The sequence below is a fragment of the Microcystis sp. 0824 genome, assembly GCF_003112475.1.
Taxonomy (GTDB): domain Bacteria; phylum Cyanobacteriota; class Cyanobacteriia; order Cyanobacteriales; family Microcystaceae; genus Microcystis; species Microcystis aeruginosa_C.
The window spans coordinates 26,172-50,018 of record NZ_BDSM01000070.1 but is presented as its reverse complement, the minus strand read 5'-3'; the positions used below and the strand labels follow the sequence as shown (position 1 = coordinate 50,018).

Below are 23,847 nucleotides of genomic sequence, written 5' to 3'. Positions count from 1 at the left end.
ACTGATAACTGATAACTGATTAAGGTAATTCCACCGAAGTTGGTTTAGCAATATGAGGCAAACCCCAGCCCAATTTTTCCCGGAGGATGCGGAAGAATTCCGTCGATTGCAGACGAATAAAATGGACTTGGTGGGGCGATTTCTGCACATTAATTCGATCTTCTGGCAAGATATAAGAACCGCCATTACCGTCCACTACCATCACCATCCGGTTAGCAGTTGCTGGAAAAATATTCACAGTTTCCTTGTCAGAAAATACCAAGGATCTGGAAGCTAAAGAATGGGGACAAATGGGGGCTAATTGTAATACCGGCACATCGGGAGTTATTACCGGACCACCGGCGCTGAGAGCATAGGCAGTAGAACCAGTAGGAGTGGAGAGAATCACCCCATCGGCAGCGATATCGACGGGTGCGTGTTCACCAATTTGAATCTCAAAATGACACATACTGGTGAGGGGTTCCCGGTGGACGACCACCTCATTGAGAGAAAGTGCCTCCCAGAGGAGGGTATCTTCGCGAAACAGTCGCACCGTGATCATCGAGCGATTTTCGATGGTGTAATTCCCCTCTAAAACCTGCTCTAAGGCGGGTTCAAGCTGATTTAGGTAAATTTCGGTCAAAAAACCCATGTGTCCCGTATTGACCGTTAACAGGGGCAAATTGAGGGTGGCCAATTGCCGGGCCGCCGATAGGACTGTACCATCGCCCCCCAAAACGATCGCAAAACTTAAATCCTGATCGAAGTGGGGGGGGACTAACTGATCGATCGGGGTAAAACAAACCGGACGAGAGGGTTTAGAATGGCCTAGTAGGCCACCGCTGCCGGTAGCCATAAACACCTGCCAACCTAAGGAAAGTAGCTGATCTTGTATCTGATGGGCTGTTTTACAAGCGATAGGCTTAATATCGTTGTAAATAATGCCGATTTTGGGCATTGACAAATTTTCCTACTGCTGAATCACGCTTTCTTTTTGAAAGGAGTTTTCTTCTTCTTCTGAGCTTTTTGTTTCTCGAAGTCGATTTCCTTGAGCTTCTTGAGAATGCGGCTAAAGTATTCTTGTAAATAGGATTCTAAAGTAGTTGTTTGACTCGGATCAAGGCCAAATACTTGATAAACTTCTTTCATTGGAGCATCAAGAGCTTGACCACTAGCGAGAACCTCCGCAAAAGCTAGTCGGTCAGATATATTATAGGTCCATTGGAAACAATGGGTTATTCCTCGCATAAAACGCAGTAATCCCATGGGTAAACGCCAAATTTTCCCCTCTTTACCCGATAGGCGCTCGCAAACTTCGATAATTTCTTCAGCTTTCCACGCTTTGCTGCCGACCACGGGATAGGATTGACCGACAGTTTCGGGGACTTCTAGGGCGCGAACGGCGAATTTAGCGATATCTTGGGTGTCCATATAGGCGATCGCTGTACTTTCCCCCGTGATCCAGACGGTTTGATTATCTAACATCGGGATGGCGTATTGACCGATTAAACCCTGCATAAAGCCACAGGGACGGAGAATTGTATATTTTAAGCCCGATTCTGCTAGAAATTTCTCCGTACAGCGTTTTATCTCCATTAAAGGCACGTTGGGATATTTTTCGGCATTGAGAATCGAAAAGAAAATAAAGCGATCGACTCCGGCAGTTTTGGCCGCTTGAATCAGATTAACTTTACCATCCCAATCCACCTGTTTAATGCTGGCCGAGTCCGTCGCCCGGGCAGTAGCGGCATCGATCACCGCGTCCATTCCCTCTAAAGCGGCAATAATGGTACTCTTATCGCGTAGGGTTCCCCCGACTAATTCCGCGCCCCATTCCTTCAAAAAAGCCCCTTTTCTCTGACTGCGTACCAAACAACGCACTTGATGTCCCTGATCGATGGCATGACGCACGATCTGTCGCCCTAGGGTTCCCGTCGCACCGACAACTAATACTTTCATCTATAATTAATTTTTTGTTACATTTGTTAACACTTCTCTAAGATAGTATCAAAAAAGTGGATCATTCTGGATAGAAAAATTCTAAGATTCCCCGATCCCCGTCCAGTTCTACCATTGTTCCCACCGGTAAAGCGGCATTATCGCCATCATGACCGAAAGGTAACTCAGCAATAACCGCAATACCCAAATCGCCCAAACGCTCTTTTAAGACTTCCTCTACGGTTTGACTATCACTACCGGAGGCCGCCAGACAACGGCTAAAACGACCGAGGGCAATGCCTTTAATTTGGGAGAAAATGCCCAGCATTCGCCACTGAGTCAACATTCGATCGATCCGGTAGGGGGCCTCGGTTACGTCCTCTAGGGCTAAAATTACCCCCTCTAGGGTGGGTTGAACCGAGGTTCCGAGGAGATGGGTGGCTACGGTTAAATTAGCTGGTAATAAGCGTCCCCGCACTTTGCCCCCACCCCAACCTTGACCGATAAGAGGGGCTAAAGGACGACCTTCCAGAAGATAAAAGAGGCGATCAATTGATTGGGGACTTTCTTGGGCTAAGGTGGTTAAAACTGGCCCGTGAACGCTACAGATGCCTTGTTTCGCTAAACTCCATAAAATCCCCGTCACGTCAGAAAAACCGATTAACCATTTCGGGTTAGTTTTTGCCCATGTCCAATTTTCCAAGAGGCGAGCGCTACCGTAACCCCCCCTAGCACAGAGAATTGCTTGACAATCGGGATCTTGCCATGCTTGGGCTAAAGCTTGACGACGTTCCTTGTCGCTACCGGCGAGATAACCGAGACGATTCGACCAATTCTCGCTAAATTCCACTTGATAACCCCTTGATCGCCAGATTTCTACGCCTTTTTCTAGGGCGGCTAATTCCTTGACGGCGCCACTGGTGGCCACCAGAGAAACTTTAGCGCCGGGTTGCAGAAACGATGGGATGATCATAGGTTAATTCTCTTTTGTTGGCGGATTAAGCTGAAATTACAGGTAATTTTGTGACAGCATGAAAACTGACAGCATATTCTATCGAATGTTTCTCGATTTTCCCGATTCGTTCTTTGAATTAATCGCTCAACCCGATGCTATCGTTAGCAATTATCGATTTACTTCCCAAGAAGTCAAACAACTAGCTTTTCGATTGGATGGTTTATTTTTGCCGCTCGATAATTTGGAAAATTTGCCTTTTTATCTGGTAGAAGTGCAGTTTCAAAAGGATGAAGACCTATATTATCGATTATTTTCGGAACTTTTCTTGTATCTTAGACAGTATAAACCTTTGTCACCCTGGCAGATAGTTGTTATTTATCCTAGTCGAGAAATTGAGCGAGAACATCCCCAGCAATTTGCAGATTTGTTATCCTTGGACAGGATTAAAAGAATCTATCTGGATGAAGTGGCTAATGATGAGACTCCTTCCTTAGCGATCGCCATGGTCAAATTAGTTACGGAAAGTGAGAGTCAAGCTGTTAATTCTGCTAAGATTTTAATTAAACAGGCTCAAAGAGAAGTGAGCGATCGCTTAGTGCAGAGAAATGTCATTGATTTAATCGAAACCATAATCATTTATAAGTTACCCCAAAAAAGTCGAGAGGAAATTGAAGCTATGTTAGAACTACAAGACCTAAAACAAACTCGTTTCTATCAAGAAGCTTTTGGAGATGGAATTGAACAGGGAATTGAACAGGGAATTGAACAGGGAATTGAACAGGGAATAAACTTGCAAAAATTGAACACAATTCCTCTATTGCAAGACCTCGGTTTAACCCCGCAACAAATCTCGGAACGCTTAGACTTGACTCTGGAAACAGTGCTTAACTATTTGGCACAACAGCAACAATAATCAATCCTGTTTAAACAGTCTAGAAAAGCAGTAATCGAGAGGAAATTGAAGCTATGTTGGAACTACAAGACCTAAAACAAACTCGTTTCTATCAAGAAGCTTTTGGAGATGGAATTGAACAGGGAATTGAACAGGGAATTGAACGGGGAATAAACTTGCAAAAATTGAAAACAATTACTCTCCTGCAAGACCTCGGTTTAACCCCAAAACAAATCTCGGAACGCTTAGACTTGACTCTGGAAACAGTGCTTAACTATTTGGCACAACAGGAACTATGATCGATCCTGTTTCAACAGTCTAGAAAAGCCGCAATTGCTAAGTAGAATGGATAGTAGTGAATCAGTGACCTTTAAGCTATCAGCGATGACATGAAAACTGACAGCATATTCTATCGAATGTTTCTCGATTTTCCCGATTCGTTCTTTGAATTAATCGAGCGAACCGATGCTAGGGTTAGCAATTATCGATTTACTTCCCAAGAAGTCAAACAACTAGCTTTTCGATTGGATGGTTTATTTTTGCCGCTCGATAATCTGGAAAATTTGCCTTTTTATCTGGTAGAAGTGCAGTTTCAAAAGGATGAAGACCTATATTATCGATTATTTTCGGAACTTTTCTTGTATCTTAGACAGTATAAACCTTTGTCACCCTGGCAGATAGTTGTTATTTATCCCAGTCGAGACATTGAGCGAGAACATCCCCAGCAATTTGCCGATTTTTTATCTTTGGACAGGATTAAAAGAATCTATCTGGATGAATTGGCAAATGATGAGACTCCTTCCTTAGCGATCGCCATGGTCAAATTAGTTACGGAAAGTGAGAGTCAAGCTGTTAATTCTGCTAAGATTTTAATTAAACAGGCTCAAAGAGAAGTGAGCGATCGCTTAGTGCAGAGAAATGTCATTGATTTAATCGAAACCATAATCATTTATAAGTTACCCCAAAAAAGTCGAGAGGAAATTGAAGCTATGTTAGAACTACAAGACCTAAAACAAACTCGTTTCTATCAAGAAGCTTTTGGAGATGGAATTGAACAGGGAATTGAACAGGGAATTGAACAGGGAATTGAACAGGGAATAAACTTGCAAAAATTGAACACAATTCCTCTATTGCAAGACCTCGGTTTAACCCCGCAACAAATCTCGGAACGCTTAGACTTGACTCTGGAAACAGTGCTTAACTATTTGGCACAACAGCAACAATGATCAATCCTGTTTCAACAGTCTAGAAAAGCAGTAATTGCTAAGTAGTGGACAAAGGGATAGTAGCGAATCAGTGACCTTTAACCTATCAGTGATGACTCGATGAATAACGACTTATTGACTTTTCTCTTTGGTGTTGCCCTTCTCATTCTCTATCTAGTTTTTTCAGCTTTAACCGAGATGGGAACAAAATGGCCTTGGAAAAAAAAATAGAAATACTTATAGAGGTTAATAAACATAACACCGGACAAGGGATTCGGTCATTGGAAAGATTCTATTCGCTCTACTGATAAAATATGAAACTAATTGGTGATATTTCTCCGAACTTAGATTTGTTCTTGTTGCTTTTTTTCTGGCATTGTCTCATCGGTGCTATTGCTACAATCATCGCTATCAATAAAGGCTATCCAAGATTAAATTGGCTAATCTTCGGCCTTCTGGGGGGAACCTTTACCTTTTTTATCGCTCTTTTCCTGAAAAAAAAGGACAAAATTTAAGGGATAATATGGCTTGATTATCCTTTAATAGTTCCCATCAACACCTCTAAATCTTCTGCGTCTAACTCCTCTGGGATACCATTGCGAATTAATTCCGAAAAATCCTCATTGGGAACCATAAAACATAGTGCATAAAGTCTTCCGTCCCCCACATTTCTAATCTCGTGAATACCCGTGGGACGGACTAATAAACTATCCCCTGGACCTAGGGGAATCGGTTTACCATCACAGATAGCCATTCCCTCCCCTTTGAGGATAAAAAACATTTCTACGGCAAAATGATGACGATGGGTAGGGGTGCAACCGTGGGGATCGAAAATTTCCACACAGACGGTCAAGGAATCCCCCGCTACGGTAGAATCGAAGACGATCGCTAAACGATTCGTATCCCCAGCGCTAATGCGAAAAACTTGATAATCCCGGGGAGATCGAATCACGGGTAGCATACAATGATCGCTGGTTAGTTGGCTATTCATCGCTAATTTCGATCGAAGTGTGGATGATTTTAAGACTAGCAAAAATTTTCAACCTCGCTCGATTGCGTCCACCACTTTACTCACATCTAGGATCGCGGCCACATCATGGACGCGCAGGATATCGGCCCCCTTAGCGATCGCTATAGCACAGGCCGCCGCCGTTCCGAAAACTCGTTCTTTTGGGTCATCTTTGCCTGTAATCTCGCCGATAAAGCGTTTTCTCGACAATCCAATTAAAATAGGTAAACCTAAATCCCGAAATTGCCCTAATTCTCGCAATAACTCAAGATTTTGTGTGCCAGTTTTGGCGAAACCAATCCCCGGATCGATGATAATATTTTCCCTAGCAATACCCCACTGTAAAGCTTCCTTAACACGATTCTGTAAAAATTCTTTAATTTCCTTGACTAAATCATCATAATGTGTTAGAGATTGCATGGTTTGCGGATTGCCCCGCAGGTGCATGAGGATGATGGGAACGGCCAATTTAGCCACCGTCGGCAATAATAGGCGATCGAAGGTTCCCCCGGAAATATCATTGATCAAATCGGCCCCGGCGGCGATACCTTGGGCTGCTACAATCGCCCTAGTGGTATCGAGAGAGATAGGAATAGAACTTTGTTGTCGAATAGCGGTGATTACGGGGATAACTCGCGATAATTCTGCTTCTAGGCTAATTTCTTGCGCTCCCGGACGGCTGGATTGACCACCGATATCGATTATATCAGCCCCAGCCTCGATCATTTTCATCGCCTGTAGCAGGGCATTTTCAACATTGTCAAATTCTCCCCCATCACTAAAACTATCGGGAGTAACGTTCAAAACACCCATGATATAGGTGCGTTTTCCCCAAGCAAAAATATGTTCACGAATTGCCATTAAATTAGACATAATACTAAATCCTGTTGAAAAAGTATATGAATTATGAATTATGAATTATGAAGTGGGGAGAATAAATCAAAATAATCTCCTGATAACTGATAACTGATAACTGATAACTGATAACTGATAACTGACGGCTATAGTTAATTTTTGGGTAGGGAAGAATCTTTTAATTCAAAATAAGCTTGTACTTCCTCTTTCCAGAGTTGATATTTTTCTTGAATTAGTTGATATTGACTGGCAAAATCGAGGTGACAATCAACGAGATTGCTATCGATATCGGATTGCACTAATTCCCGTTCAATTAGGGTTTCTCGGATAAATTTTAAACATTCTTGTCCTAAAGCTTCCGCTTGATCGATAATTAGCTGGACTTGATTAATTGCTCGATCATACAATGGGGTTTGTGAATGAAAAATTTCCGAGGATGCGGCCAGATTTCGCAGTCTATGTAATTGATTTCTCTTTTCTACTAAACTGGCAATTTTGGGGTTAATTTCAAAAAGTAAGGTTTTCACCAGAGGAGCCAAGCGGCGAGTGTTAGTATAATCGTAGTTATTAAGGTCTGATTTAATCAGGTGTACCTGTTGTAAATCGACAGTAATATCGTGGAATTGTATCTCGGTTTCAGTGATGGTGGGATGAATCGTTTTAACTTTCCAAGTAGTAATAGAAGTCAACTGCTGGCGATCACTATTAACCATTTGCTGCTCCATTTTCAGCACATCGAGGGGAATGCTATAAAGTTTTTTATCGGGAATATAGATGACATCACTACTGAGAATGCGATCGATTTTAGGACGACGATATAAATAATGATACAGGAATCGATAAAAGCTTTTACTACCTTGAAATATCTGGACAAATAACCAAATTTTCCAGCTGAATAACCCGCTAAGAAAGCGTCCGAATAGATGGGAATTCGAGGAGGAGTTATTCATGAAATTCCGTTATCAGTTATCGGTGAGTAATTGGGGGTTTGGTTCTTTTCAGCGATCAGTAAACAGTAAACAGTAAACAGTAATCAGGGATAAAGATAACTAACTAACTAATTAACTTAAAACTTACATCTGATAACTGATAACTGATCACTGATTAAAGACGTTCTCCGGGTAGATTTTTTAACGATGTTGGTTTCGATCTTACCTGTTGACGACCGTTGCGGATAACTTGTAACATTTGCCCTAATTGTCCCTCGAGATCTTCTAAAACCGCTTCGGCATAGTTGTCAGCACCTTTTTGAATTTCATGACATTCAGCTTGGGTTTTTTGTCGTAACTGTTGCACTTCCTGCAAGGTGCTGTGACGCATCTGTTCGATTTCATCGAGGGTTTGTTGTTGCAAGGATTCGCACTCCTGCTGAACCCGTTGACGAATTTGGGCTGCTTGCCGTTCTGCTTGTTGAATAATACCGGACTCATCGAGAATTTGGGCGGCTCTTTGTTGAGCGGAACGAAGGACTTGTTGAGCGTATTCCTCTGCTTTAGTGATAATTTCCTGTTCTTCCTGCAAAATTGCTAAAGCTTTCTGTACTGCTGGTGGCACGGTTTCATAGATGAGATCGATCTGTTCGGAAATCTGTCCCTCATCGATCATTGTCCAACGGGTGAGGGGGATATGGAAACTATCAAAAATCATCTCTTGCAGACGCGCCAGATCCTGATAGATATCGAAATCGACGGGTGGACTGGGAACCCCACTATTAGAAGTGTTAGGTACTGCTTTTCTGGGATCATTAGGTTCTCGGCGCGCCATAGGTTCAGATCGTCCTCATTACTGTATTTTAGTATGTTAACTGTAGTATGAGTAAATATCCCTAGAAACGTTTTCCGGGACTAGATGGGTGATGGAGCCACCGAATTGAGCGATTTCTTTAACCACGCTACTGCTTAAAAAACTATATTCTTTCGTGGTGGCTAAAAAAACCGTTTCGATTCCTTCCCAGAGAGTTTTATTGGTGTGTGCCATTTGCAGTTCTTTTTCAAAGTCCGAGAGAACGCGCAACCCCCGCAAAAGTACCTTAGCACCTTTTAATCTGGCATATTCAACCGTTAATCCCGAAAAACTGTCTATCTCAACGTTTTTCAGGTGTTTTGTACAGTAGCTGATCTGTTCTATGCGTTGTTCGACGGTAAACAGGGGGTTTTTATGGGGATTGCAGAGAACTGCCACGATGACTCGCTCGAATAGTGGCACACTGCGTTCGATAATATCTAAATGACCGAATGTAACTGGATCGAAGCTGCCGGGGTAGATGGCGATCATTTCTCAACCTTCACACCTCGCCAAAAGGCGATATATCCTTTGATATTTTGGGCTTTTGGCTTAGGATCGGGATAATACCAAGCGGCATCTTTATTGTCCTGTCCATCTACCCTAAGAGTATAGTAACTAGCCTCTCCTTTCCAAGAACAAATGGTATGGGTGTTACTGGGTTGAAAATATTCAGCTTTGATGGTATCGGGGGGAAAATAGTAGTTTCCCTCGACAATTTCACAGTTATCGCTTTCCGCTACCACTGCACCATTCCAAATCGCCTTTGCCATGACACTAACTCCTAGTTCCGGTTCAAAATTATCTTACAACAGAGTTTGTAAATGTTGAACCAGTTGGTTAACCTGCATCACTCCCTCAATTCGATCGATCGGTTGACCATTTTTAAAGACTACTAAAGTGGGTAAGGCTTGAATACCGTACTTACTGGCTAAATTGGGATATTTGTCTGTATCAATTTTGACAATTTGTAGGCGATTTTTGAAATACATTCCCGTTTGTTCTAGAATCGGAGCCATCATTTGACAAGGACCGCACCAAGTGGCATAGAAATCCACTAACACGGGGAGATTAGTGGTTTGCAACAGTTCCTGAAAACTGGAAAACTCTTTTTTGACTGCCATAAATTATCACCTCGCCAGAAAAATAGCCTTTTCCTACTATAGCTTTTCTGGATGTTCCTGAGGCCTCCTGTAAAAGTCAGTTCTCGAGCCGCTAAGTAGTTGGACAAAAGTAAAGTTAACTGTGGGGTAAGGAGTCAGGAGTAAGGAGTCAGTAAGAATTGCGGCAATTTACATTTATTAAGATAGACAACAGAATTTATGTCCGACTACCTATCGGCTCAAAATATCTTAAAAATCAGATAAATTTGCGATAATCTTCGGTTTTATGCCTAGGATAGTTTTTTATCCTCATCTCCCTTCTCCCCCACTCCCTGCTCCCTTCTCCCCGCTCCTGTCTCGGAGTCTCCTGTCTCCCCGCTCCTGTCTCGGAGTCTCGGAGTCTCGGAGTCTCGGAGTCTCGGAGTCTCCTATCTCCTCACCTAACCGAAGATTTTTGATTTCTCCAGAGCAGTCATCGATCGCCGGGAAAATGCTAAGTTAAGTAAAGACTCGACAGCCAACTTTCCATGAACATCCTAACCAAGCTGCTTTTTCCCGAAACTAAAACCCCAGAGCAAGTAGGTTCACCGCGAGTACAGAAAAGCCGCCGGGGAATCGAAACCAAATCCGCCGCAGAAATCGTTATTATGCGACAAGCGGGTAAAATTGCCGCCACAGTCCTCAAGGAAATTGCCGAGATCGCTCAACCCGGGATGACGACGGCGGATCTGGATGTCTATGCGGAAAAACGTATCCGCGAAATGGGTGCTACTCCCAGTTTCAAAGGTTATTATGGCTTTCCTGCCTCGATTTGTGCCTCCGTCGATAACGAAGTCGTTCACGGTATCCCTAGCCCGAAAAAACGCCTCAAAGCCGGTTCTGTGTTAAAGGTAGATACGGGGGCTTACTACCAAGGTTATCATGGGGATTCCTGTATCACGATCGCTATCGGTTCCGTCTCTCCAAAAACCGAAAAATTAATCCGCGTGGCGGAAGAAGCTTTATATAAAGGCATAAATCAGGTAAAAGCGGGCAATTATCTGCTCGATATCGCTGGAGCGATCGAAGATCACGTTCAAGCTAACGGTTTCCAAGTGGTAGAAGATTTTACCGGTCATGGAGTCGGCAGAAATCTCCACGAAGAACCGTCGGTATTTAATTTTCGCACTCATCAGTTACCCAATGTCAAGCTCCGCACCGGGATGACTCTGGCAATTGAACCAATTGTCAACGGTGGATCTAAACATACCAGAACTTTGCGCGATCGTTGGACGGTGGTGACGATGGATAATGCTCTCTCCGCTCAATTTGAGCATACCGTCTTAGTAACCGCCACGGGTTACGAAATCTTAACCGATCGCAATAACCTATAAAATTGTCTATAGATTTTTTGCTCCGGAATCTTAATTGAAAATTTATTTAGTGGCAGGATTTAGTCAAAATGTTTAAAAATATCGTTGTTGCCTTAGATTGTGGGGAATTATCGCATCGAGTCCTTCATTCCTTGAATTACCTTTCTCTAACGGCAAATTCTTACATCATCATCACCCATATTCTTGGTAAGGAGGGAGATGAATCGGCAGTGGATCGTCCTCACCCCTCCCGTGAGATCATTGAAGATCAATTGCGCTGCTATCAATCCCAGATTGCTGCCCCCAGTGAAATCGAGGTCATCTTTGGCGATCCAGCGGAGGAAATTATTCGTTTAGCTAATATCTATCATGCTGATCTGATCGTGATCGGCAGTCGGGGATTAACGGGAGTTCAACGGGTGATCGAAGATTCTGTTAGTAGTCTCGTGGTGGCAGAAGCTACCTGTTCAGTATTGGTGGTAAAAGCATAGCAGCCAGCATTCAGCTAGAAAAGGTACTCTGGCAAGAGTGCCTATTTCAAAGATGAAAATTAATTTGCCATCACTGCTGACTAAAATTTGCAAATCTTATTTTTCCCCGATGTTTTCCCCCATACATTCCCCGGTATTTCCCCACTCACTCTTAAGTTTTCCACAGTTTACCCAGACTTTTCCACAGGCAACAGCGATAGAATCGGCACTTGCTTCGAGAAAAAATTAATCTTGATTGTCAAAATCCCCATCGATAGATACTGAGTTACTGTTAAGTTAAGTAAATAAAATCTAGCTCTAACCCTTATTCCCTCGTAAATATTAAGTTTTTCTAAAGCATTCCTTTACATCTGGTAATATTGCAACTCCCCCCAACTTGGCTCACAATAGTCCTTACTGTCCACTGCACCAGTCAGGGATTTCCCCACTTCCGATCAGAGGTAAACGATATGAATACATCAGTCAGTATCTTGGCAGAAATCCCCGAAATCCTCCACCAATCCCTACAACAATACCTAGAAACTCACCCCAGTTGGGATCAAGATGGTGTGTTTACGGCGGCATTATCATTTTTCCTACTTAATTGTCAATCCCCCGAAAGGATGAATTTTGAGGAACAAAATAGCTGTGCCAAGGTTTATCTAGAAACTTTGTTCCAGCGCTCGGAGTGCTAATTCGGTGATAATAAGAATCGGGTCCTGGTTAAAAACCCGATTTTCCCCTATGAATTCCGATAAAACCCCTAATTTAATTATTCCTCGGCTAATTATCGGTTTGGGTAATCCCGAACCCAAATATGATCGCACCCGTCATAATATCGGTTTTGAAGCTGTGGACTCATTAGCGAGGGATTGGGGGCTATCTTGGCAGGAAAACAAGCGATTTCAAGGTTTTATCGCCGAGGGTGACGGTCCCCTCCCTGGCAAAATTCGTCTTTTGAAACCCCAAACCTATATGAATCGCTCCGGGCAATCGGTGCGCTCGGTGCTGGACTGGTATAAACTAGCACCAGAGTCGATTTTAGTCATTTACGATGATATGGATCTGCCCCTAGGCCGGTTGAGAATCCGTCTATCGGGATCGGCGGGCGGACACAACGGTATTAAATCGATGATTGCCCACGTTGGCACGGAAAAATTCGCTCGTTTACGCATAGGAATCGGTAAATCAACCGAAAAAGCGACTATTTCCCATGTTTTAGGCCGATTCACTCCCCAAGAAAACGAAGTGATCTTGAAAGTGTTAGACTTGTCCAGAAAAGCGATCGAACTTGGTCTCAAACAAGGGTTACAAAAGGCAATGAGTCTCTACAATAATCAAAGTGTAGAGATTGGTTCTAATCTATGCTGATGGCAAATAAGCCCGATTTTAGTAATGGTTATAATCGCCATTTTCGTCTATACTCTTACAGAACCCTTGCTTAAATTTTGATCGCCCTTTGCTAGATTAGGTCAATTTTTATCCTCGATATTAGCAGTTTAACTATGATTAATCGCCAAAGTTTGCTGAGATTCGGCCACAAGTTTAATCTCATTTTATTGATAATCGCTACAGTTTTTTGTCTTTGGGGTAATGCTGCTTTTTCCCATCGTCCCCATGATGTAATTAGTCAAGTGGAAGTTTCTCCTGATTTCCAGACAGATAATACAGTATATATCTTGGTGCGAAATAACTTTTATAAGTCTAGCGATGGAGGTAGCAACTGGAAAAGATTAATTCAAGGTTTAGATTATACGGGGGAATTAAGTTCCCTGTCCCTATCTCCCCTCAATAAAAATATTCTCTATTTAGCTTCAAGATCCGATGGTATTTATAAAAGTGAAGATGCGGGGGAATCTTGGCAGAAAGTTAATCAGGGTTTAGAAACTAACTTTATTAACTTCGTAGAAATTGCCCCTTCTGATCCCAATATAGCAGCGGCAGTGGGATTAGAAAAAGGGGTTTATTTAACCGAAGATGGCGGTAAAAATTGGTCAAATATTTTCCCCACCACGGCACTGATAACCTCTCTAGCTATTACCCCCAACAATCCGGGGCGAATTTTTTTCGGGGATGAAGAAGGTAAATTATACAGTTCCTCCGATGGGGGGAAAACTTGGCAGAATCTCCCCTTACCTACCAATGTGGGGGCAGTAGATACAATTGCTTTTTCTCCTAATTTGGACAGGGATAAAACCTTTTTTGTCGGCACAAAAAAAGCAGGTATTTTTAAAACCGTTGATGATGGTAAAACCTTCCAATCCGTCAACGAAGGAATTAAGGATAAAATCATCGAAGACATCGTTATTTCTCCCGACTATGCCCAAAACTCCACCCTTTATGCCATTACTTGGTATGACGGAATGTATGTTTCTCAGGATGGGGGCAAAAGTTGGACAAGAATGAGCGAGGGTTTAACGAAAGATAAACAGGCTGATGATTATAAAGTTCCCCACTTTATGGATTTAAAAGTCGTTGAAGACACGATGTTTTTAGGGGGATTTAATGGCTTATTTAAAACCACGGATAGCGGCAAGAAATGGCAGGAAACAGAAACTTTAGCCCGGGCAACAGTTACCGCTATGGCGGTTTCTCCTAATTATGCCCAGGATGGTACTGTCGTCATTGCTAATTATGTAGGCAATATCTTCATCAGTCGCGATAAAGGGGAAACTTGGACACCAATTAATCGCGGTTTAGAGGTTTATCGACTTGGTAAAGATCCCGAAGAATCAGGACAGGATCCCCGGCGTTTCTTTGACATTGCTTTTTCTCCTAACTATGGAGAAGATAGAACTATTTTTGCTGGGTTTTTACGCAATAGATTTGCCAAATCCGATAACGGTGGTGATTTCTGGAAAATTATCGAAATTGACAAAGGAGTCCGCGGTCCGAGGATAGTTCCTTCTCCAGATTTTGCCAAGGATAAAACTCTTTTTCTCACCAATCAGCAGGGTAGAATATTTCGTTCTACCGATGGAGGAAATACGGTTAAAAATATCAGTGAAGTGGGCAGAATTTCTGGTAATTATGCCCCTGCTATGGTAGCTTCCCCCGATTTTGCTAAGGATAAAACTTTGTTTGTCACGGGAAAAGAGGGGATTTATCAAAGTGTTGATGGTGGACTAACTTGGAAAAATGTCAGTCAAGGAACCCCCCTATCAAAAAGCTCTAATGTGCAGTTGGCAATGTCTCCCAATTATCCCAGCGATGGAACTATTTTTGCTGGGACAATTTCTGGTTTGTTTGTCACCAAAGATGGGGCTAAAAGTTGGACAAAATTAGAGAAACCGGGGTTTAATCCGCAAGCATCAGTAGAAACCATTGCTATCTCTCCTGATTATGCTAATGATCGCACGGTAATAGTTAGTTTACAGGGAGATGGATTGTTTAAATCTACCGATGGCGGAGAAACTTTTAAATCAATTGGTGATCCTAAAATACCCCTAGTGAAAATTCATAGTATCCCTTCCTCTGGGATCTCCGTCCAGTTTTCTCCTAATTACGCCCAAGATCAAACTTTATTCGGTTTTGGTGGCGCTAAAACTACAGTTTTTCGTTCCACCGATGGGGGAGAAACTTGGACAAGTGTAACTATTCCTCCTCACGCAGAAGAAAATACACCCCGCTATAAAATCGGTGAGTTTTTCTCTGGTCCCCTTGGCGCAATATTGCGCTTAGTTATCCCGATTCTCCTGGCAATCGCAGCTTATTTTCTGGTGGGTTTCCTACAACTGGAGAAAGTTATTAATCTTCCTAAATCCTTCTTCCGCATGGCAGCAGCATTTATGATTTTTCTCTTTGTTTTCTTCGCTATCATTAGCCAAGTTTAGGAGAAATTTCTGCTGGCGGGGCTTGACAAATCCCGCCGCTTGCCTTATGCTTATATATATAATGGGAATCCGTGCCTGCCTGCGACCTCTAATTTTTACAGCAGTTATCCCCTCAGACAATTAACCATCGGCAACGTAGGGATTCACCATCTTAGCGGGGTCAACAATGCGATCAAAATCTGCCTCGTTGATGTATCCTAGTTGCAAGGCTGCCACTTTCAGGGTTAAATCCCTTTCTAGGGCATAATGAGCGACGTAGGCAGCCTTTTGGTAGCCAATCACGGGACTTAAAGCAGTCACCAGCATCAAGGACTGATTTAAAAAAGTCTCAATTTGTTTTTGATTAGCAGTCATCCCCTTAACCAAAAACTGACAGAAATTAGCGCAACCATCCGTGAGCAGCCGGATAGACTGCATGAGATTATGAATCAACAGCGGTTTATAGACATTCATTTCCAGATGTCCCCCGGCGCCTCCCATCGTCACCGCTAAATCATTAGCCATCACCTGCACTGCTATCATCGATAAAGCTTCGCATTGGGTGGGATTAACTTTCCCAGGCATAATTGAAGAACCCGGTTCGTTTTCCGGCAGCTGTAATTCTCCTAATCCACAACGGGGACCACAGCTAAGTAAACGGATATCATTAGCAATTTTATAGAGGGAACTAGCGATAGTTTTCAGTCCCCCGCTCAAGAAAACTAGAGCATCGTGGGAACCTTGCACGGTAAACTTATTAGGAGCCGTAATAAAGGGTAATTTGGTCAGATTAGCGATTTCGGCAGCCACATCTCGATCAAAATCTGGGGGAGCATTAATTCCCGTACCGACGGCAGTTCCTCCCAAGGATAAACGATAGACTTTTTCTAGACATTTTTCTAGCCAATCGCTGCCATCATCCAATAAACCCACATAACCGGAGAATTCTTGTCCGAGGGTTAAAGGGGTGGCATCCTGTAGGTGAGTGCGACCAATTTTAACTATATTTGCCCATAATTGCGCCTTTTCATCGAGACTATTCCGTAATAGTTGCAGACTGGGAATTAATTTTTCCTTGACTGCCAAGGCAACGGCAATATACATGGCCGAGGGAAAGGAATCATTAGTCGATTGGGACATATTAACATGATCGTTGGGATCCACGGGAGTTTTGCTACCCAGAGGATTCCCCGTCAGTTGACTACAACGATTGGAGATGACTTCGTTGATGTTCATGTTAAATTGGGTGCCACTTCCCGTCATCCAAACGTAGAGGGGAAAGTTATCTGCGTGTTGTCCGGCTAAAATTTCATCGCAGACTTGACAGATAAGATTTTTTCTCTCCTGACTGAGACGATTTTTTTGCTGATTGACAATTGCACAGGCTTTTTTGAGAATGGCATAGGACCGGATCATCTCCCGGGGCATGAGATTATCACCGATACTAAAGTATTGTAGGGATCTTTGGGTCTGCGCTCCCCAAAGTTTATCGGCAGGTACGGGAATTTCTCCCATGCTGTCTTTCTCGATGCGAAATTCTGTCATCTTTGATTAGGGTTTGCGGCAAAAAGTTTGTTGGTGGGGTTAGGAGTCAGTATTCAGTATTCAGGAGTCAGGAGTCAGAATCCGGCCGCCAGTCTTCGGTAGGGGAAGTCAGAATAACAGAATAACCTCGCACTCTGGGAAGCGGAACTCTTTGCAATCGAGGAGCGAAAGTGCAAGGGTTTTGAGTACCTCGGATCGATTTCTCAACATTTGTTTCTTGCACTTCTTTCTGAAAAAGTAGTAAAACCTTTTTCTAGCAAGGCTCCCACTGATGTTCAGCAAACCCTAATTACTTCTGAGGTCAGCAAAAGATGGTCGTTATCTGGCCTGAAAAGAGAGGGTCTCCTGGACGACACGGATTCCCATTATAACAAAAGTATAAGTCAAGTCTGGCTGATTTGTCAAGCCCTATGGGGACTTTTTCTTGGAGGCATTTTTACCCGGGAGGTTGACAAGAATAACTGGCAGGGTGCTGGGGCGATTATGAGACAAAAACTGTTATATTTTAGGGAAGATAATCGGTAAAAAAGAAGGGATTGGAGACTATGGACACAGCGATCGCATTAAGTTGGACATTGGGAATTATCTTAGGGTTGATGACCCTTTTGTTTATCTTACGGATCGTGCTGACTTGGAATCCACAGGTAGATTTAAATAGCTTTCCCTTTAATATGATTGCCTGGCCAACGGAACCTTTTTTAATCCCCGTGCGTAAACTCATACCCCCCTTGGGAGGAGTTGACATTTCTCCGATTATTTGGGTGGGAATTTGTACGCTGCTGCGGGAAATTCTTCTCGGTCAACAGGGTTTAATTACCATGGCCTTAAAATAATTATTTAAGCGACTAGAATATGCTGACATAATTTATGTTCTAAGTCTCGTTCCTGTTTTTCTAGGGTAATAATCGCCTGTTTGATAATACTTTTAACATCCATACCCTGGTCGTATTGTTTTAACCATTGTTGTGCGGTGTTACCCTCGCGGAGGATTTTTTGTAGGGGAGAGAGGAAACAACTAAAACCCCTTTCTTTAGCGATCGGATAAACTTGAACATAGAGGTCTTTAATCCAATCCCTAGCTAAGATTTCCCGGCCATCGTACCAATGTTTCAGGGTTGCATCAAGACTAAAACGTGCGGCGGCCTGTTCGTTTTCTTGGGTTAAAGTTAATAAATCATCGCTGCGATTGCTGCTGGGTAATTGACTTAAAATTAAGGGGTCTAATTGGGGATCCTGTAAAAGTTGAGTTAAACGGGCCTCTAAAAAAGCCATAACTGCTAATAAACTAATAGGATTAGCAATCAGGTCACAAATTCGCAATTCTAAACGATTGAGATTATAGGGACGATTGCTACCGTTAGGACGTACCGAAACCCAGAGATGACGAACATTCTGCATCGTACCGAGTTTTAATTGTTCCTCAGTCCAGGTGACAAAATGTTTATGACTTTCAAAGAGGGGAACAGAAGCGGGAGTTTGGGGGAAAACTTGCCAACGACGGGAATGGGAACCGGTGATTTTACCATCGAGAAAAGGAGAGGAAGCGCTTAAAGCCAAGTATAAAGGAGCTTCTAGGCGAATTAAGCGACAGGCACGCATTAAATCCTCATAATCGCTAATACCGACGTTAATATGAATACTGGCCGTGACTACATTAGTGCCGTAGGTCTGTTCGATATAGTCATGATAGGGATTGTGGGGGTCACTGCGATAAAAATATTGACTATCGCCCAAGGAGAGGGTGCTGCCGGGGATGAGGGTATAATCGCCTAAACGACGCAAATATTGCCGTAGAGCCAGACGAGGTTTTAAAGTAGCGCATAAAAGACGGTCATAGTTAGTCATGGGGGCCGTAGTATATTCTACGTTACGACTATCCGGTTCTCGGACAAAACCATCTAAATCCTTGACAATGCGATCGGATAAACCGATAACTTCTCCGGCTGCCGTTCCGGTGTACATTTCCACTTCAAAACCTTTACTTAGGAGCATCGTCAATTCACCCTGCTGTGTCTATTTTGTAGTGTGACATTATTTGGACTGTAAATGACGTTCAATCAGCAGAATCGCTACTATATCATCAATGGGGCGATCGGGAAGACGCATACCTTGGGGGATGAGTTTCTGTAATCCTTTGGGAGGGAACATTTGCCAATAGCGATCGCGAGCTTCTAGGGTACTATTGCGTTCATCTACTAGAGTAATCGGGATGGTGACACGAGCGGCAATTTTTTCGCGCCAACTTTTTGAGGTGGTTTGATTCCCCATCACCAGTAATTCGATCGGATATTGTTGACAGAGACTGGCTAAACGCTCGATCGCTTGTGACGATGCTATCACCTCATGGGTATAAATTTTCCCCGTCGATGACCTGACGGCGATCCCACATTTATCCTTACCCGGATCAAAACCGAGAATACACATAGTTTTTATCTTCTGCAGCAGTGGTCGGTTTTATTAAATCACTAAATTAGCGACTGTCTTGATTGTCAAGGGTGTGGCGTGTGGGAAATGGGGATAATAAATAAAAATAGTCTCGGAGTCTCGGAGTCTTCTTAATACTGTCTCCTGACAAATATGATAATGCCCAACGGATTTAGTCTCGGTGAAAATTTAACGGGAGAGATAGCGGCTTTGAGTGCGGCGGCGCTTTGGGCGGTTTCTGCGGCGATTTATAGCCTATTAGGCCAGAAAATCCCGCCTTTATTGCTTAATTTTCTGAAAGGAGTAGTCGCGATCGCTTTAATTGCCCTGACGCTGCCCCTTTCCGGACAATGGCGCGATGTTAATCAACAAAGTTCGGTATTTATACTCTTGACAAGTGGCGCAATTGGTATAGGAATCGGTGACACGGCCTATTTTACCGCCCTTAATTATTTGGGACCGCGAAAAACCCTCCTGTTAGAAACCCTTTCGCCTGCCTTGGGGGCGATTCTGGCGGCGACTTTTTTGGGGGAATCCCTGAAAATATCGGCTTATATTGGCATTATTTTGACCATCTTCGGGGTTGCTTGGGTTATTTCCGAAAAAACTCCCGAAATCAATAGTCAACGTCCTTGGCGGCGAGGAATTGCCTGGGCTTTAATCGCTGCGATTTCCCAAGCGGTGGGGGCGGTTTTATCTCGTCAGGCACTGGTGGAGTCGGGAATGTCGTCTTTGCAGAGTACCCTTTTTCGTCTGTTAGCGGGGACGGGAATAGTGTTAATTATGATGTTTTTTCGCCGTCAGGAATCATCACCAGCGATTAACTGGTCATTGCGTCTGATTGCTATTATTATTGTCACCGCTTTTGGCAGTACGTTTTTAGGGATATGGTTACAGCAAACTGCTTTAAAATTCTCTCCTGTGGGTATTGCCCAAACTCTCACCGCCACCAGTCCTTTATTTGTCCTGCCGATCGCTGCCATGATGGGGGATCGGATTAACTTGCGGGCGATTTTCGGGGTGATGATTGCTTTGCTGGGAATCGGGATTTTGTTTCAATAAGTGGTTTATCCATCGGTTTGTAGTCTTGTTTTAGCAATAATGCGGGTTTTCTTTAAATCTCCCTCGCTCAATTCTTCTCCCACCTGTAAACGGGTGGCATTAGTTTGGAGGACAGTGGCGGCATTTTTTTCTCCCAATTGTAGGGCTGTTTTGGCCGCGGTTTGTAGCATGGTGGCGGCGGCCGCTCGATCGCCCTGTTTTAATTTTTCTTCAGCGATTTGGGTTTGACGATATTTGGCTAAAGTCAGAATCGATTTCTGAACTTGATCGTTTAATTGGGATTGATAGAGAGCTTGGGAGGTGATATCAAGGCTAACAGTCGCAGTTTCTAGCCCTTTTTGACCGGAAGCGGGATCATCGTAGCGAATCTTTACCTTAGCTATGGTGTGAGTACCGGGGGGAATTTGGTCAATATAAAGATTGAGGAGGAGAATTTTTTCTTCATCTATCATTAAATCCCCTAAACGGGTGATGTAAAAATTCCCCTCTTTTTGTAGGCTCATTTCTATGGTTTCTGGGGCAACTTGGGCAATGGGTTTTAACTCCGCTAAATGAGTCTGGGCATCTAATTCTAATTGGAGGAAAGCGTTAGTTAACCGCACAGATTGCAGACGGTTAAATAGACGAGTAAATTCAATTAAAGCTTGTTCGGGTCTTTCGATATAGGATAAACTTCCGCCAGCGATATCGGCAATTTTTTCTAGGATATCTTGATTCCAATGATCGCCAAAACCGAAGGTATTTAAGGTGATACCGTACTCAGCTGCTACTGCGGCTAATTTTAAACAGCGTTGATTATCTCCGTGTTCATTTTCACCATCGGTAAGCAGAAAAATATGAGACACATAACCTTTGCTGCTGGTAGAACTTTCTTGAATGCCTAATTTTATCCCTTCATCGATCGCCGTGCCTCCTCCCGCTTGTAACTGTTTAATTTTTGAGCGAATTAAGGTCAGATCATCCTGTCGTGATTGGGAGGGAAGAATAACTTTAGCGCGATGATCGAAAGCTATCACCGAGAGACGATCATTAATACCAAGGGATTCTATTAAACTTAAAGCCGCTTTTTTGACCGTTTCTAGGGGTTTTCCCTGCATAGAACCGCTATGATCGAGAACTAAACAAAGATTAATCGGTAAATTTGTGTTGATCTGTTCACTGGTGGCGGCGATCGATAGCATCAGTTGACGTTGACTGCTGCTTTGATTAGCATCGATATTACTGTCACTCAAGGCCGATTTTAGAGTTACCCGCATAAGAGCTTTTATCGTGGTCGTTGATATTTATATTGTAATGAGTATAGTTAGATTTGTGGTTATTTTCCCGTCCGGCATCGAGTTAAACCAATTCGAGAAGTGGCTGCATCTCATTTTTGTCAATCTACATTGATCTTAAAAATTAGGAATTGTCCCCAAAAAAGAGCCTAAATGAATCAATAAGTCCTGAACAAAAATAAAAAAGGAATAAATAATGATGGGGAAAATCTGTATTAATGGCACTTTTGCTTCTTGACTGTTCCCTTTTTGTTAACCACAAAGACAGGAAGTTAGGAGATAGGGATTTAGGGAGATGGGGAAATTTTGGCTAAATTCCCTAACACCCCAAAACCTACCCCCAAGAAAAACTTTTTAAGAGGAACCATTCAAGATAAAGCAGCGATCGCTTGTTCTAAGGCCAAGGAAATATGGGTCCAATGGGTTCCTCCCTGACAAAAAACGATATAGGGTTCCCGCAGGGGTCCATCGGCGGAGAATTCCGAGGTGCTGCCATCGATAAACGTGCCACCAGCCATCACTACTTGGCTCTCATAGCCCGGCATTTGGGCAGGAATGGGCTCCAAGTAGGAACCGATGGGAGAATAGGCTTGAATGGCTTTACAGAAGGCGATCAGCTTATCGGGAGAACCGAGTTTAATTGCTTGAATAATATCGCGTCGAGGCACAAAAGGGGCAGGATTGACCGGATAACCCAACTTATCGCCCACATAGGCAATTAAATGACTGCCTTTCATCGCTTCTCCCACCATTTGCGGCGCTAGAAACAATCCCTGATAGAGAAGACGATTTTGGTCAAAAGTTGCCCCTCCCTCCCCACCGATCCCCGGTGCTGTTAGACGATAGCAGGCCATTTCCACTAATTCCGCTTTACCTGCTATGTATCCCCCGGCCGTGACAATTGTACCTCCGGGGTTTTTAATTAGAGAACCGGCCATCAGATCTGCTCCCACGTCGGTGGGTTCTTGGGTGTTGATAAATTCCCCATAGCAATTATCAACAAAACAGACCGTATGCGGGTTTTGTTGTTTAACTATACGGACAATTCTCTCGATTTCGTCAATAGACAAACTCGATCGCCACGAATAACCGCAAGACCTTTGAATATGCACTAAACGGGTTTGGGGTTTAACTGCTGTTGTCAAGGCAAACCAATCGATCGCACCAGTAGAATCTAGCTCTAATTGCCGATAACTAACGCCAAAATCCTTTAAAGAGCCTTGACCACTGCCCCTAATCCCAATTACTTCCTCTAGGGTATCGTAGGGCGCACCGGCTACCGCTAACATCTCATCCCCCGGTCGAAGAACCCCATACAAGGCACAGGCGATCGCATGGGTTCCTGAAACAAATTGTACCCGCACCGCTGCCTTTTCGGCCCCCAGGGCTTGGGCGAACACTTGATCTAAAGTATCCCGTCCCAAGTCATCATGACCATAACCACTAACACTAGCGAAATGATGCACCCCGACGCGGTTTTCACGGAAAGCAGCGAGGACTTTACGGAGATTTTCCTTGACCTGTGCGTCAATTTCCGAAAAGATGGGGAGTAGGGCCTTTTCTGCCCTGTGGAGTAGAGAGGGGATATCCATCAAACAATAGACTGTGATATTTGTTACTATTTATCTCAAGTGTCGGGGTGAAGACCGTTCGGCTAAGCTCACGGCCGAAGCCCTCGCTTTTAGCGACGGGATGAAACAAAGGGCAGCCTAGAACAGCACTTCGACAAGCTCAGTGACACGAAGCACGATTAAAAATAGGTGTCCAGTCTCCTGACAAAATCTCGAATAACTTCTTCTTTTAAGGGTCTTGACCTATCCAGGCAAAATAGCTACCATACAAGTATAGCGGATAGGGTAATCAACCGCTCTAAAAACCCATGTAGTCTAATCACTACGCTATATGCACCTTGACAATCAAGAGCTGGGGTTCTGCCTAATTGTTCTAGTTTCTACCTGTAGGTAGGTAAAATCTTTGCAGGAACTAGACAAAGCAGTATTTGAAGCTAACACTTCAATTCAAGCAAATTTTGTAGAAATACAACTATCGTGGGGCATACGAAAAGTAATGCTTGGGGAGAGAACCACCTCTGGGTTGGATAACGCAAGGCATCTAATTTAAGTGGACTCGTTGAACCAAGAATCCCTCGCTTTTAGCGACGGGAGTGTCAATAAGCGTCAAAGTTCCCCC

25 protein-coding genes and 1 pseudogene are annotated in these 23,847 nt (G+C 43.4%); 11 read left to right on the top strand and 15 right to left on the bottom strand.

Annotation, left to right across the window (positions count from 1 at the left end; genetic code table 11):
- Positions 1–19: 19 nt before the first annotated feature.
- The 3 genes from N0824_RS19475 to N0824_RS19465 form a co-directional block, all read right to left on the bottom strand.
- On the bottom strand, positions 20–937 hold the full coding sequence (locus N0824_RS19475) for an NAD(+) kinase (RefSeq protein WP_046663339.1): 918 nt from the start codon (positions 935–937) through the stop codon (positions 20–22).
- 23 nt (positions 938–960) lie between these two features.
- Positions 961–1,938 carry an SDR family oxidoreductase gene (locus tag N0824_RS19470; protein WP_108937948.1) on the bottom strand — a complete coding sequence of 326 codons (978 nt, stop codon included), beginning with the start codon at positions 1,936–1,938 and terminating at the stop codon, positions 961–963.
- Positions 1,939–1,999: 61 nt separating this feature from the next.
- Positions 2,000–2,890 carry an LD-carboxypeptidase gene (locus N0824_RS19465; protein ID WP_108937947.1) on the bottom strand — a complete coding sequence of 297 codons (891 nt, stop codon included), beginning with the start codon at positions 2,888–2,890 and terminating at the stop codon, positions 2,000–2,002.
- A 58-nt stretch (positions 2,891–2,948) separates the two neighbouring features.
- Between N0824_RS19465 and N0824_RS19460 the strand changes: the two genes are divergently transcribed.
- The 4 genes and pseudogenes from N0824_RS19460 to N0824_RS19445 all read left to right on the top strand — a co-directional run bounded on the left by N0824_RS19460 (position 2,949) and on the right by N0824_RS19445 (position 5,484).
- Positions 2,949–3,785, top strand: a complete 837-nt coding sequence (locus tag N0824_RS19460) for an Rpn family recombination-promoting nuclease/putative transposase (RefSeq protein WP_108937946.1) — start codon at positions 2,949–2,951, stop codon at positions 3,783–3,785.
- Between the two features lie 35 nt (positions 3,786–3,820).
- A pseudogene (locus N0824_RS19455) lies at positions 3,821–4,063 on the top strand (flagellar assembly protein H); the annotation flags it as partial.
- Between the two features lie 90 nt (positions 4,064–4,153).
- Positions 4,154–4,990, top strand: a complete 837-nt coding sequence (locus N0824_RS19450; RefSeq protein WP_108937944.1) for an Rpn family recombination-promoting nuclease/putative transposase — start codon at positions 4,154–4,156, stop codon at positions 4,988–4,990.
- Between the two features lie 293 nt (positions 4,991–5,283).
- On the top strand, positions 5,284–5,484 hold the full coding sequence (locus tag N0824_RS19445; RefSeq protein ID WP_108937943.1) for a hypothetical protein: 201 nt from the start codon (positions 5,284–5,286) through the stop codon (positions 5,482–5,484).
- Between the two features lie 17 nt (positions 5,485–5,501).
- Here N0824_RS19445 and N0824_RS19440 read toward each other — a convergent pair whose 3' ends face one another.
- The 7 genes from N0824_RS19440 to trxA all read right to left on the bottom strand — a co-directional run bounded on the left by N0824_RS19440 (position 5,502) and on the right by trxA (position 9,739).
- Positions 5,502–5,960: a cupin domain-containing protein gene (locus tag N0824_RS19440; protein WP_002800061.1), complete on the bottom strand. Its 459-nt coding sequence runs from the start codon at positions 5,958–5,960 to the stop codon at positions 5,502–5,504.
- Between the two features lie 48 nt (positions 5,961–6,008).
- Positions 6,009–6,851, bottom strand: a complete 843-nt coding sequence (gene folP, locus N0824_RS19435) for a dihydropteroate synthase (RefSeq protein WP_108937942.1) — start codon at positions 6,849–6,851, stop codon at positions 6,009–6,011.
- A 134-nt stretch (positions 6,852–6,985) separates the two neighbouring features.
- Complete coding sequence (locus N0824_RS19430) at positions 6,986–7,783, bottom strand: hypothetical protein (RefSeq protein ID WP_108937941.1); 798 nt, start codon at positions 7,781–7,783, stop codon at positions 6,986–6,988.
- A 154-nt stretch (positions 7,784–7,937) separates the two neighbouring features.
- Positions 7,938–8,597, bottom strand: a complete 660-nt coding sequence (locus N0824_RS19425) for a hypothetical protein (protein WP_108937940.1) — start codon at positions 8,595–8,597, stop codon at positions 7,938–7,940.
- A gap of 36 nt (positions 8,598–8,633) precedes the next feature.
- A complete protein-coding gene (gene coaD, locus N0824_RS19420) occupies positions 8,634–9,107 on the bottom strand; it encodes a pantetheine-phosphate adenylyltransferase (protein WP_108937939.1) in 474 nt (157 codons plus the stop codon).
- Complete coding sequence (locus N0824_RS19415) at positions 9,104–9,388, bottom strand: DUF427 domain-containing protein (protein WP_002743550.1); 285 nt, start codon at positions 9,386–9,388, stop codon at positions 9,104–9,106. The genes coaD and N0824_RS19415 overlap by 4 nt, the downstream gene beginning before the upstream one ends.
- A gap of 33 nt (positions 9,389–9,421) precedes the next feature.
- Positions 9,422–9,739, bottom strand: coding sequence for a thioredoxin (gene trxA, locus N0824_RS19410; RefSeq protein ID WP_002758059.1), 318 nt, complete (start codon positions 9,737–9,739; stop codon positions 9,422–9,424).
- 506 nt (positions 9,740–10,245) lie between these two features.
- On the opposite strand from trxA, the gene map reads away from it, so the two are divergent.
- From map to N0824_RS19385, 5 genes are all read left to right on the top strand, one after another.
- Complete coding sequence (gene map, locus N0824_RS19405; RefSeq protein ID WP_108937938.1) at positions 10,246–11,091, top strand: type I methionyl aminopeptidase; 846 nt, start codon at positions 10,246–10,248, stop codon at positions 11,089–11,091.
- A gap of 68 nt (positions 11,092–11,159) precedes the next feature.
- Entirely contained in the window at positions 11,160–11,561 is a 402-nt protein-coding gene (locus N0824_RS19400) for a universal stress protein (RefSeq protein ID WP_108937937.1), read from the top strand.
- Between the two features lie 449 nt (positions 11,562–12,010).
- Positions 12,011–12,235, top strand: coding sequence for a DUF2811 domain-containing protein (locus N0824_RS19395; RefSeq protein WP_002779871.1), 225 nt, complete (start codon positions 12,011–12,013; stop codon positions 12,233–12,235).
- Positions 12,236–12,284: 49 nt separating this feature from the next.
- Positions 12,285–12,911: an aminoacyl-tRNA hydrolase gene (gene pth / locus N0824_RS19390; protein WP_046663320.1), complete on the top strand. Its 627-nt coding sequence runs from the start codon at positions 12,285–12,287 to the stop codon at positions 12,909–12,911.
- 134 nt (positions 12,912–13,045) lie between these two features.
- Positions 13,046–15,373 carry a YCF48-related protein gene (locus tag N0824_RS19385; RefSeq protein ID WP_108937936.1) on the top strand — a complete coding sequence of 776 codons (2,328 nt, stop codon included), beginning with the start codon at positions 13,046–13,048 and terminating at the stop codon, positions 15,371–15,373.
- 120 nt (positions 15,374–15,493) lie between these two features.
- Here the strand turns inward: N0824_RS19385 and fumC are convergent, their stop codons facing one another.
- On the bottom strand, positions 15,494–16,897 hold the full coding sequence (fumC, locus tag N0824_RS19380) for a class II fumarate hydratase (protein WP_108937935.1): 1,404 nt from the start codon (positions 16,895–16,897) through the stop codon (positions 15,494–15,496).
- A 545-nt stretch (positions 16,898–17,442) separates the two neighbouring features.
- Between fumC and N0824_RS19375 the strand changes: the two genes are divergently transcribed.
- On the top strand, positions 17,443–17,730 hold the full coding sequence (locus tag N0824_RS19375; protein ID WP_108937934.1) for a YggT family protein: 288 nt from the start codon (positions 17,443–17,445) through the stop codon (positions 17,728–17,730).
- A 4-nt stretch (positions 17,731–17,734) separates the two neighbouring features.
- Here the strand turns inward: N0824_RS19375 and gshA are convergent, their stop codons facing one another.
- Together gshA and N0824_RS19365 are read right to left on the bottom strand one after the other, a co-directional pair.
- On the bottom strand, positions 17,735–18,889 hold the full coding sequence (gene gshA / locus N0824_RS19370) for a glutamate--cysteine ligase (RefSeq protein WP_108937933.1): 1,155 nt from the start codon (positions 18,887–18,889) through the stop codon (positions 17,735–17,737).
- A 39-nt stretch (positions 18,890–18,928) separates the two neighbouring features.
- Positions 18,929–19,321 (bottom strand): pre-16S rRNA-processing nuclease YqgF, encoded by a 393-nt coding sequence (locus N0824_RS19365; RefSeq protein WP_108937932.1) that lies wholly within the window; start codon positions 19,319–19,321, stop codon positions 18,929–18,931.
- Between the two features lie 159 nt (positions 19,322–19,480).
- On the opposite strand from N0824_RS19365, the gene N0824_RS19360 reads away from it, so the two are divergent.
- A complete protein-coding gene (locus N0824_RS19360; protein WP_108937931.1) occupies positions 19,481–20,383 on the top strand; it encodes a DMT family transporter in 903 nt (300 codons plus the stop codon).
- Positions 20,384–20,388: 5 nt separating this feature from the next.
- On the opposite strand, the gene N0824_RS19355 is transcribed toward N0824_RS19360, so the two are convergent.
- Together N0824_RS19355 and N0824_RS19350 are read right to left on the bottom strand one after the other, a co-directional pair.
- A complete protein-coding gene (locus tag N0824_RS19355; RefSeq protein ID WP_108937930.1) occupies positions 20,389–21,639 on the bottom strand; it encodes a VWA domain-containing protein in 1,251 nt (416 codons plus the stop codon).
- Between the two features lie 386 nt (positions 21,640–22,025).
- Complete coding sequence (locus N0824_RS19350; RefSeq protein ID WP_108937929.1) at positions 22,026–23,249, bottom strand: methionine gamma-lyase family protein; 1,224 nt, start codon at positions 23,247–23,249, stop codon at positions 22,026–22,028.
- Positions 23,250–23,847 lie beyond the last annotated feature (598 nt).

Coding starts and splice junctions, on each gene's coding strand:
- N0824_RS19475 (WP_046663339.1), bottom strand. CDS start 937: ATGCCCAAAATCGGCATTATTTACAACGATATTAAGCCTATCGCTTGT.
- N0824_RS19470 (WP_108937948.1), bottom strand. CDS start 1,938: ATGAAAGTATTAGTTGTCGGTGCGACGGGAACCCTAGGGCGACAGATC.
- N0824_RS19465 (WP_108937947.1), bottom strand. CDS start 2,890: ATGATCATCCCATCGTTTCTGCAACCCGGCGCTAAAGTTTCTCTGGTG.
- N0824_RS19460 (WP_108937946.1), top strand. CDS start 2,949: ATGAAAACTGACAGCATATTCTATCGAATGTTTCTCGATTTTCCCGAT.
- N0824_RS19450 (WP_108937944.1), top strand. CDS start 4,154: ATGAAAACTGACAGCATATTCTATCGAATGTTTCTCGATTTTCCCGAT.
- N0824_RS19445 (WP_108937943.1), top strand. CDS start 5,284: ATGAAACTAATTGGTGATATTTCTCCGAACTTAGATTTGTTCTTGTTG.
- N0824_RS19440 (WP_002800061.1), bottom strand. CDS start 5,960: ATGAATAGCCAACTAACCAGCGATCATTGTATGCTACCCGTGATTCGA.
- folP (WP_108937942.1), bottom strand. CDS start 6,851: ATGTCTAATTTAATGGCAATTCGTGAACATATTTTTGCTTGGGGAAAA.
- N0824_RS19430 (WP_108937941.1), bottom strand. CDS start 7,783: ATGAATAACTCCTCCTCGAATTCCCATCTATTCGGACGCTTTCTTAGC.
- N0824_RS19425 (WP_108937940.1), bottom strand. CDS start 8,597: ATGGCGCGCCGAGAACCTAATGATCCCAGAAAAGCAGTACCTAACACT.
- coaD (WP_108937939.1), bottom strand. CDS start 9,107: ATGATCGCCATCTACCCCGGCAGCTTCGATCCAGTTACATTCGGTCAT.
- N0824_RS19415 (WP_002743550.1), bottom strand. CDS start 9,388: ATGGCAAAGGCGATTTGGAATGGTGCAGTGGTAGCGGAAAGCGATAAC.
- trxA (WP_002758059.1), bottom strand. CDS start 9,739: ATGGCAGTCAAAAAAGAGTTTTCCAGTTTTCAGGAACTGTTGCAAACC.
- map (WP_108937938.1), top strand. CDS start 10,246: ATGAACATCCTAACCAAGCTGCTTTTTCCCGAAACTAAAACCCCAGAG.
- N0824_RS19400 (WP_108937937.1), top strand. CDS start 11,160: ATGTTTAAAAATATCGTTGTTGCCTTAGATTGTGGGGAATTATCGCAT.
- N0824_RS19395 (WP_002779871.1), top strand. CDS start 12,011: ATGAATACATCAGTCAGTATCTTGGCAGAAATCCCCGAAATCCTCCAC.
- pth (WP_046663320.1), top strand. CDS start 12,285: ATGAATTCCGATAAAACCCCTAATTTAATTATTCCTCGGCTAATTATC.
- N0824_RS19385 (WP_108937936.1), top strand. CDS start 13,046: ATGATTAATCGCCAAAGTTTGCTGAGATTCGGCCACAAGTTTAATCTC.
- fumC (WP_108937935.1), bottom strand. CDS start 16,897: ATGACAGAATTTCGCATCGAGAAAGACAGCATGGGAGAAATTCCCGTA.
- N0824_RS19375 (WP_108937934.1), top strand. CDS start 17,443: ATGGACACAGCGATCGCATTAAGTTGGACATTGGGAATTATCTTAGGG.
- gshA (WP_108937933.1), bottom strand. CDS start 18,889: ATGCTCCTAAGTAAAGGTTTTGAAGTGGAAATGTACACCGGAACGGCA.
- N0824_RS19365 (WP_108937932.1), bottom strand. CDS start 19,321: ATGTGTATTCTCGGTTTTGATCCGGGTAAGGATAAATGTGGGATCGCC.
- N0824_RS19360 (WP_108937931.1), top strand. CDS start 19,481: ATGCCCAACGGATTTAGTCTCGGTGAAAATTTAACGGGAGAGATAGCG.
- N0824_RS19355 (WP_108937930.1), bottom strand. CDS start 21,639: ATGCGGGTAACTCTAAAATCGGCCTTGAGTGACAGTAATATCGATGCT.
- N0824_RS19350 (WP_108937929.1), bottom strand. CDS start 23,249: ATGGATATCCCCTCTCTACTCCACAGGGCAGAAAAGGCCCTACTCCCC.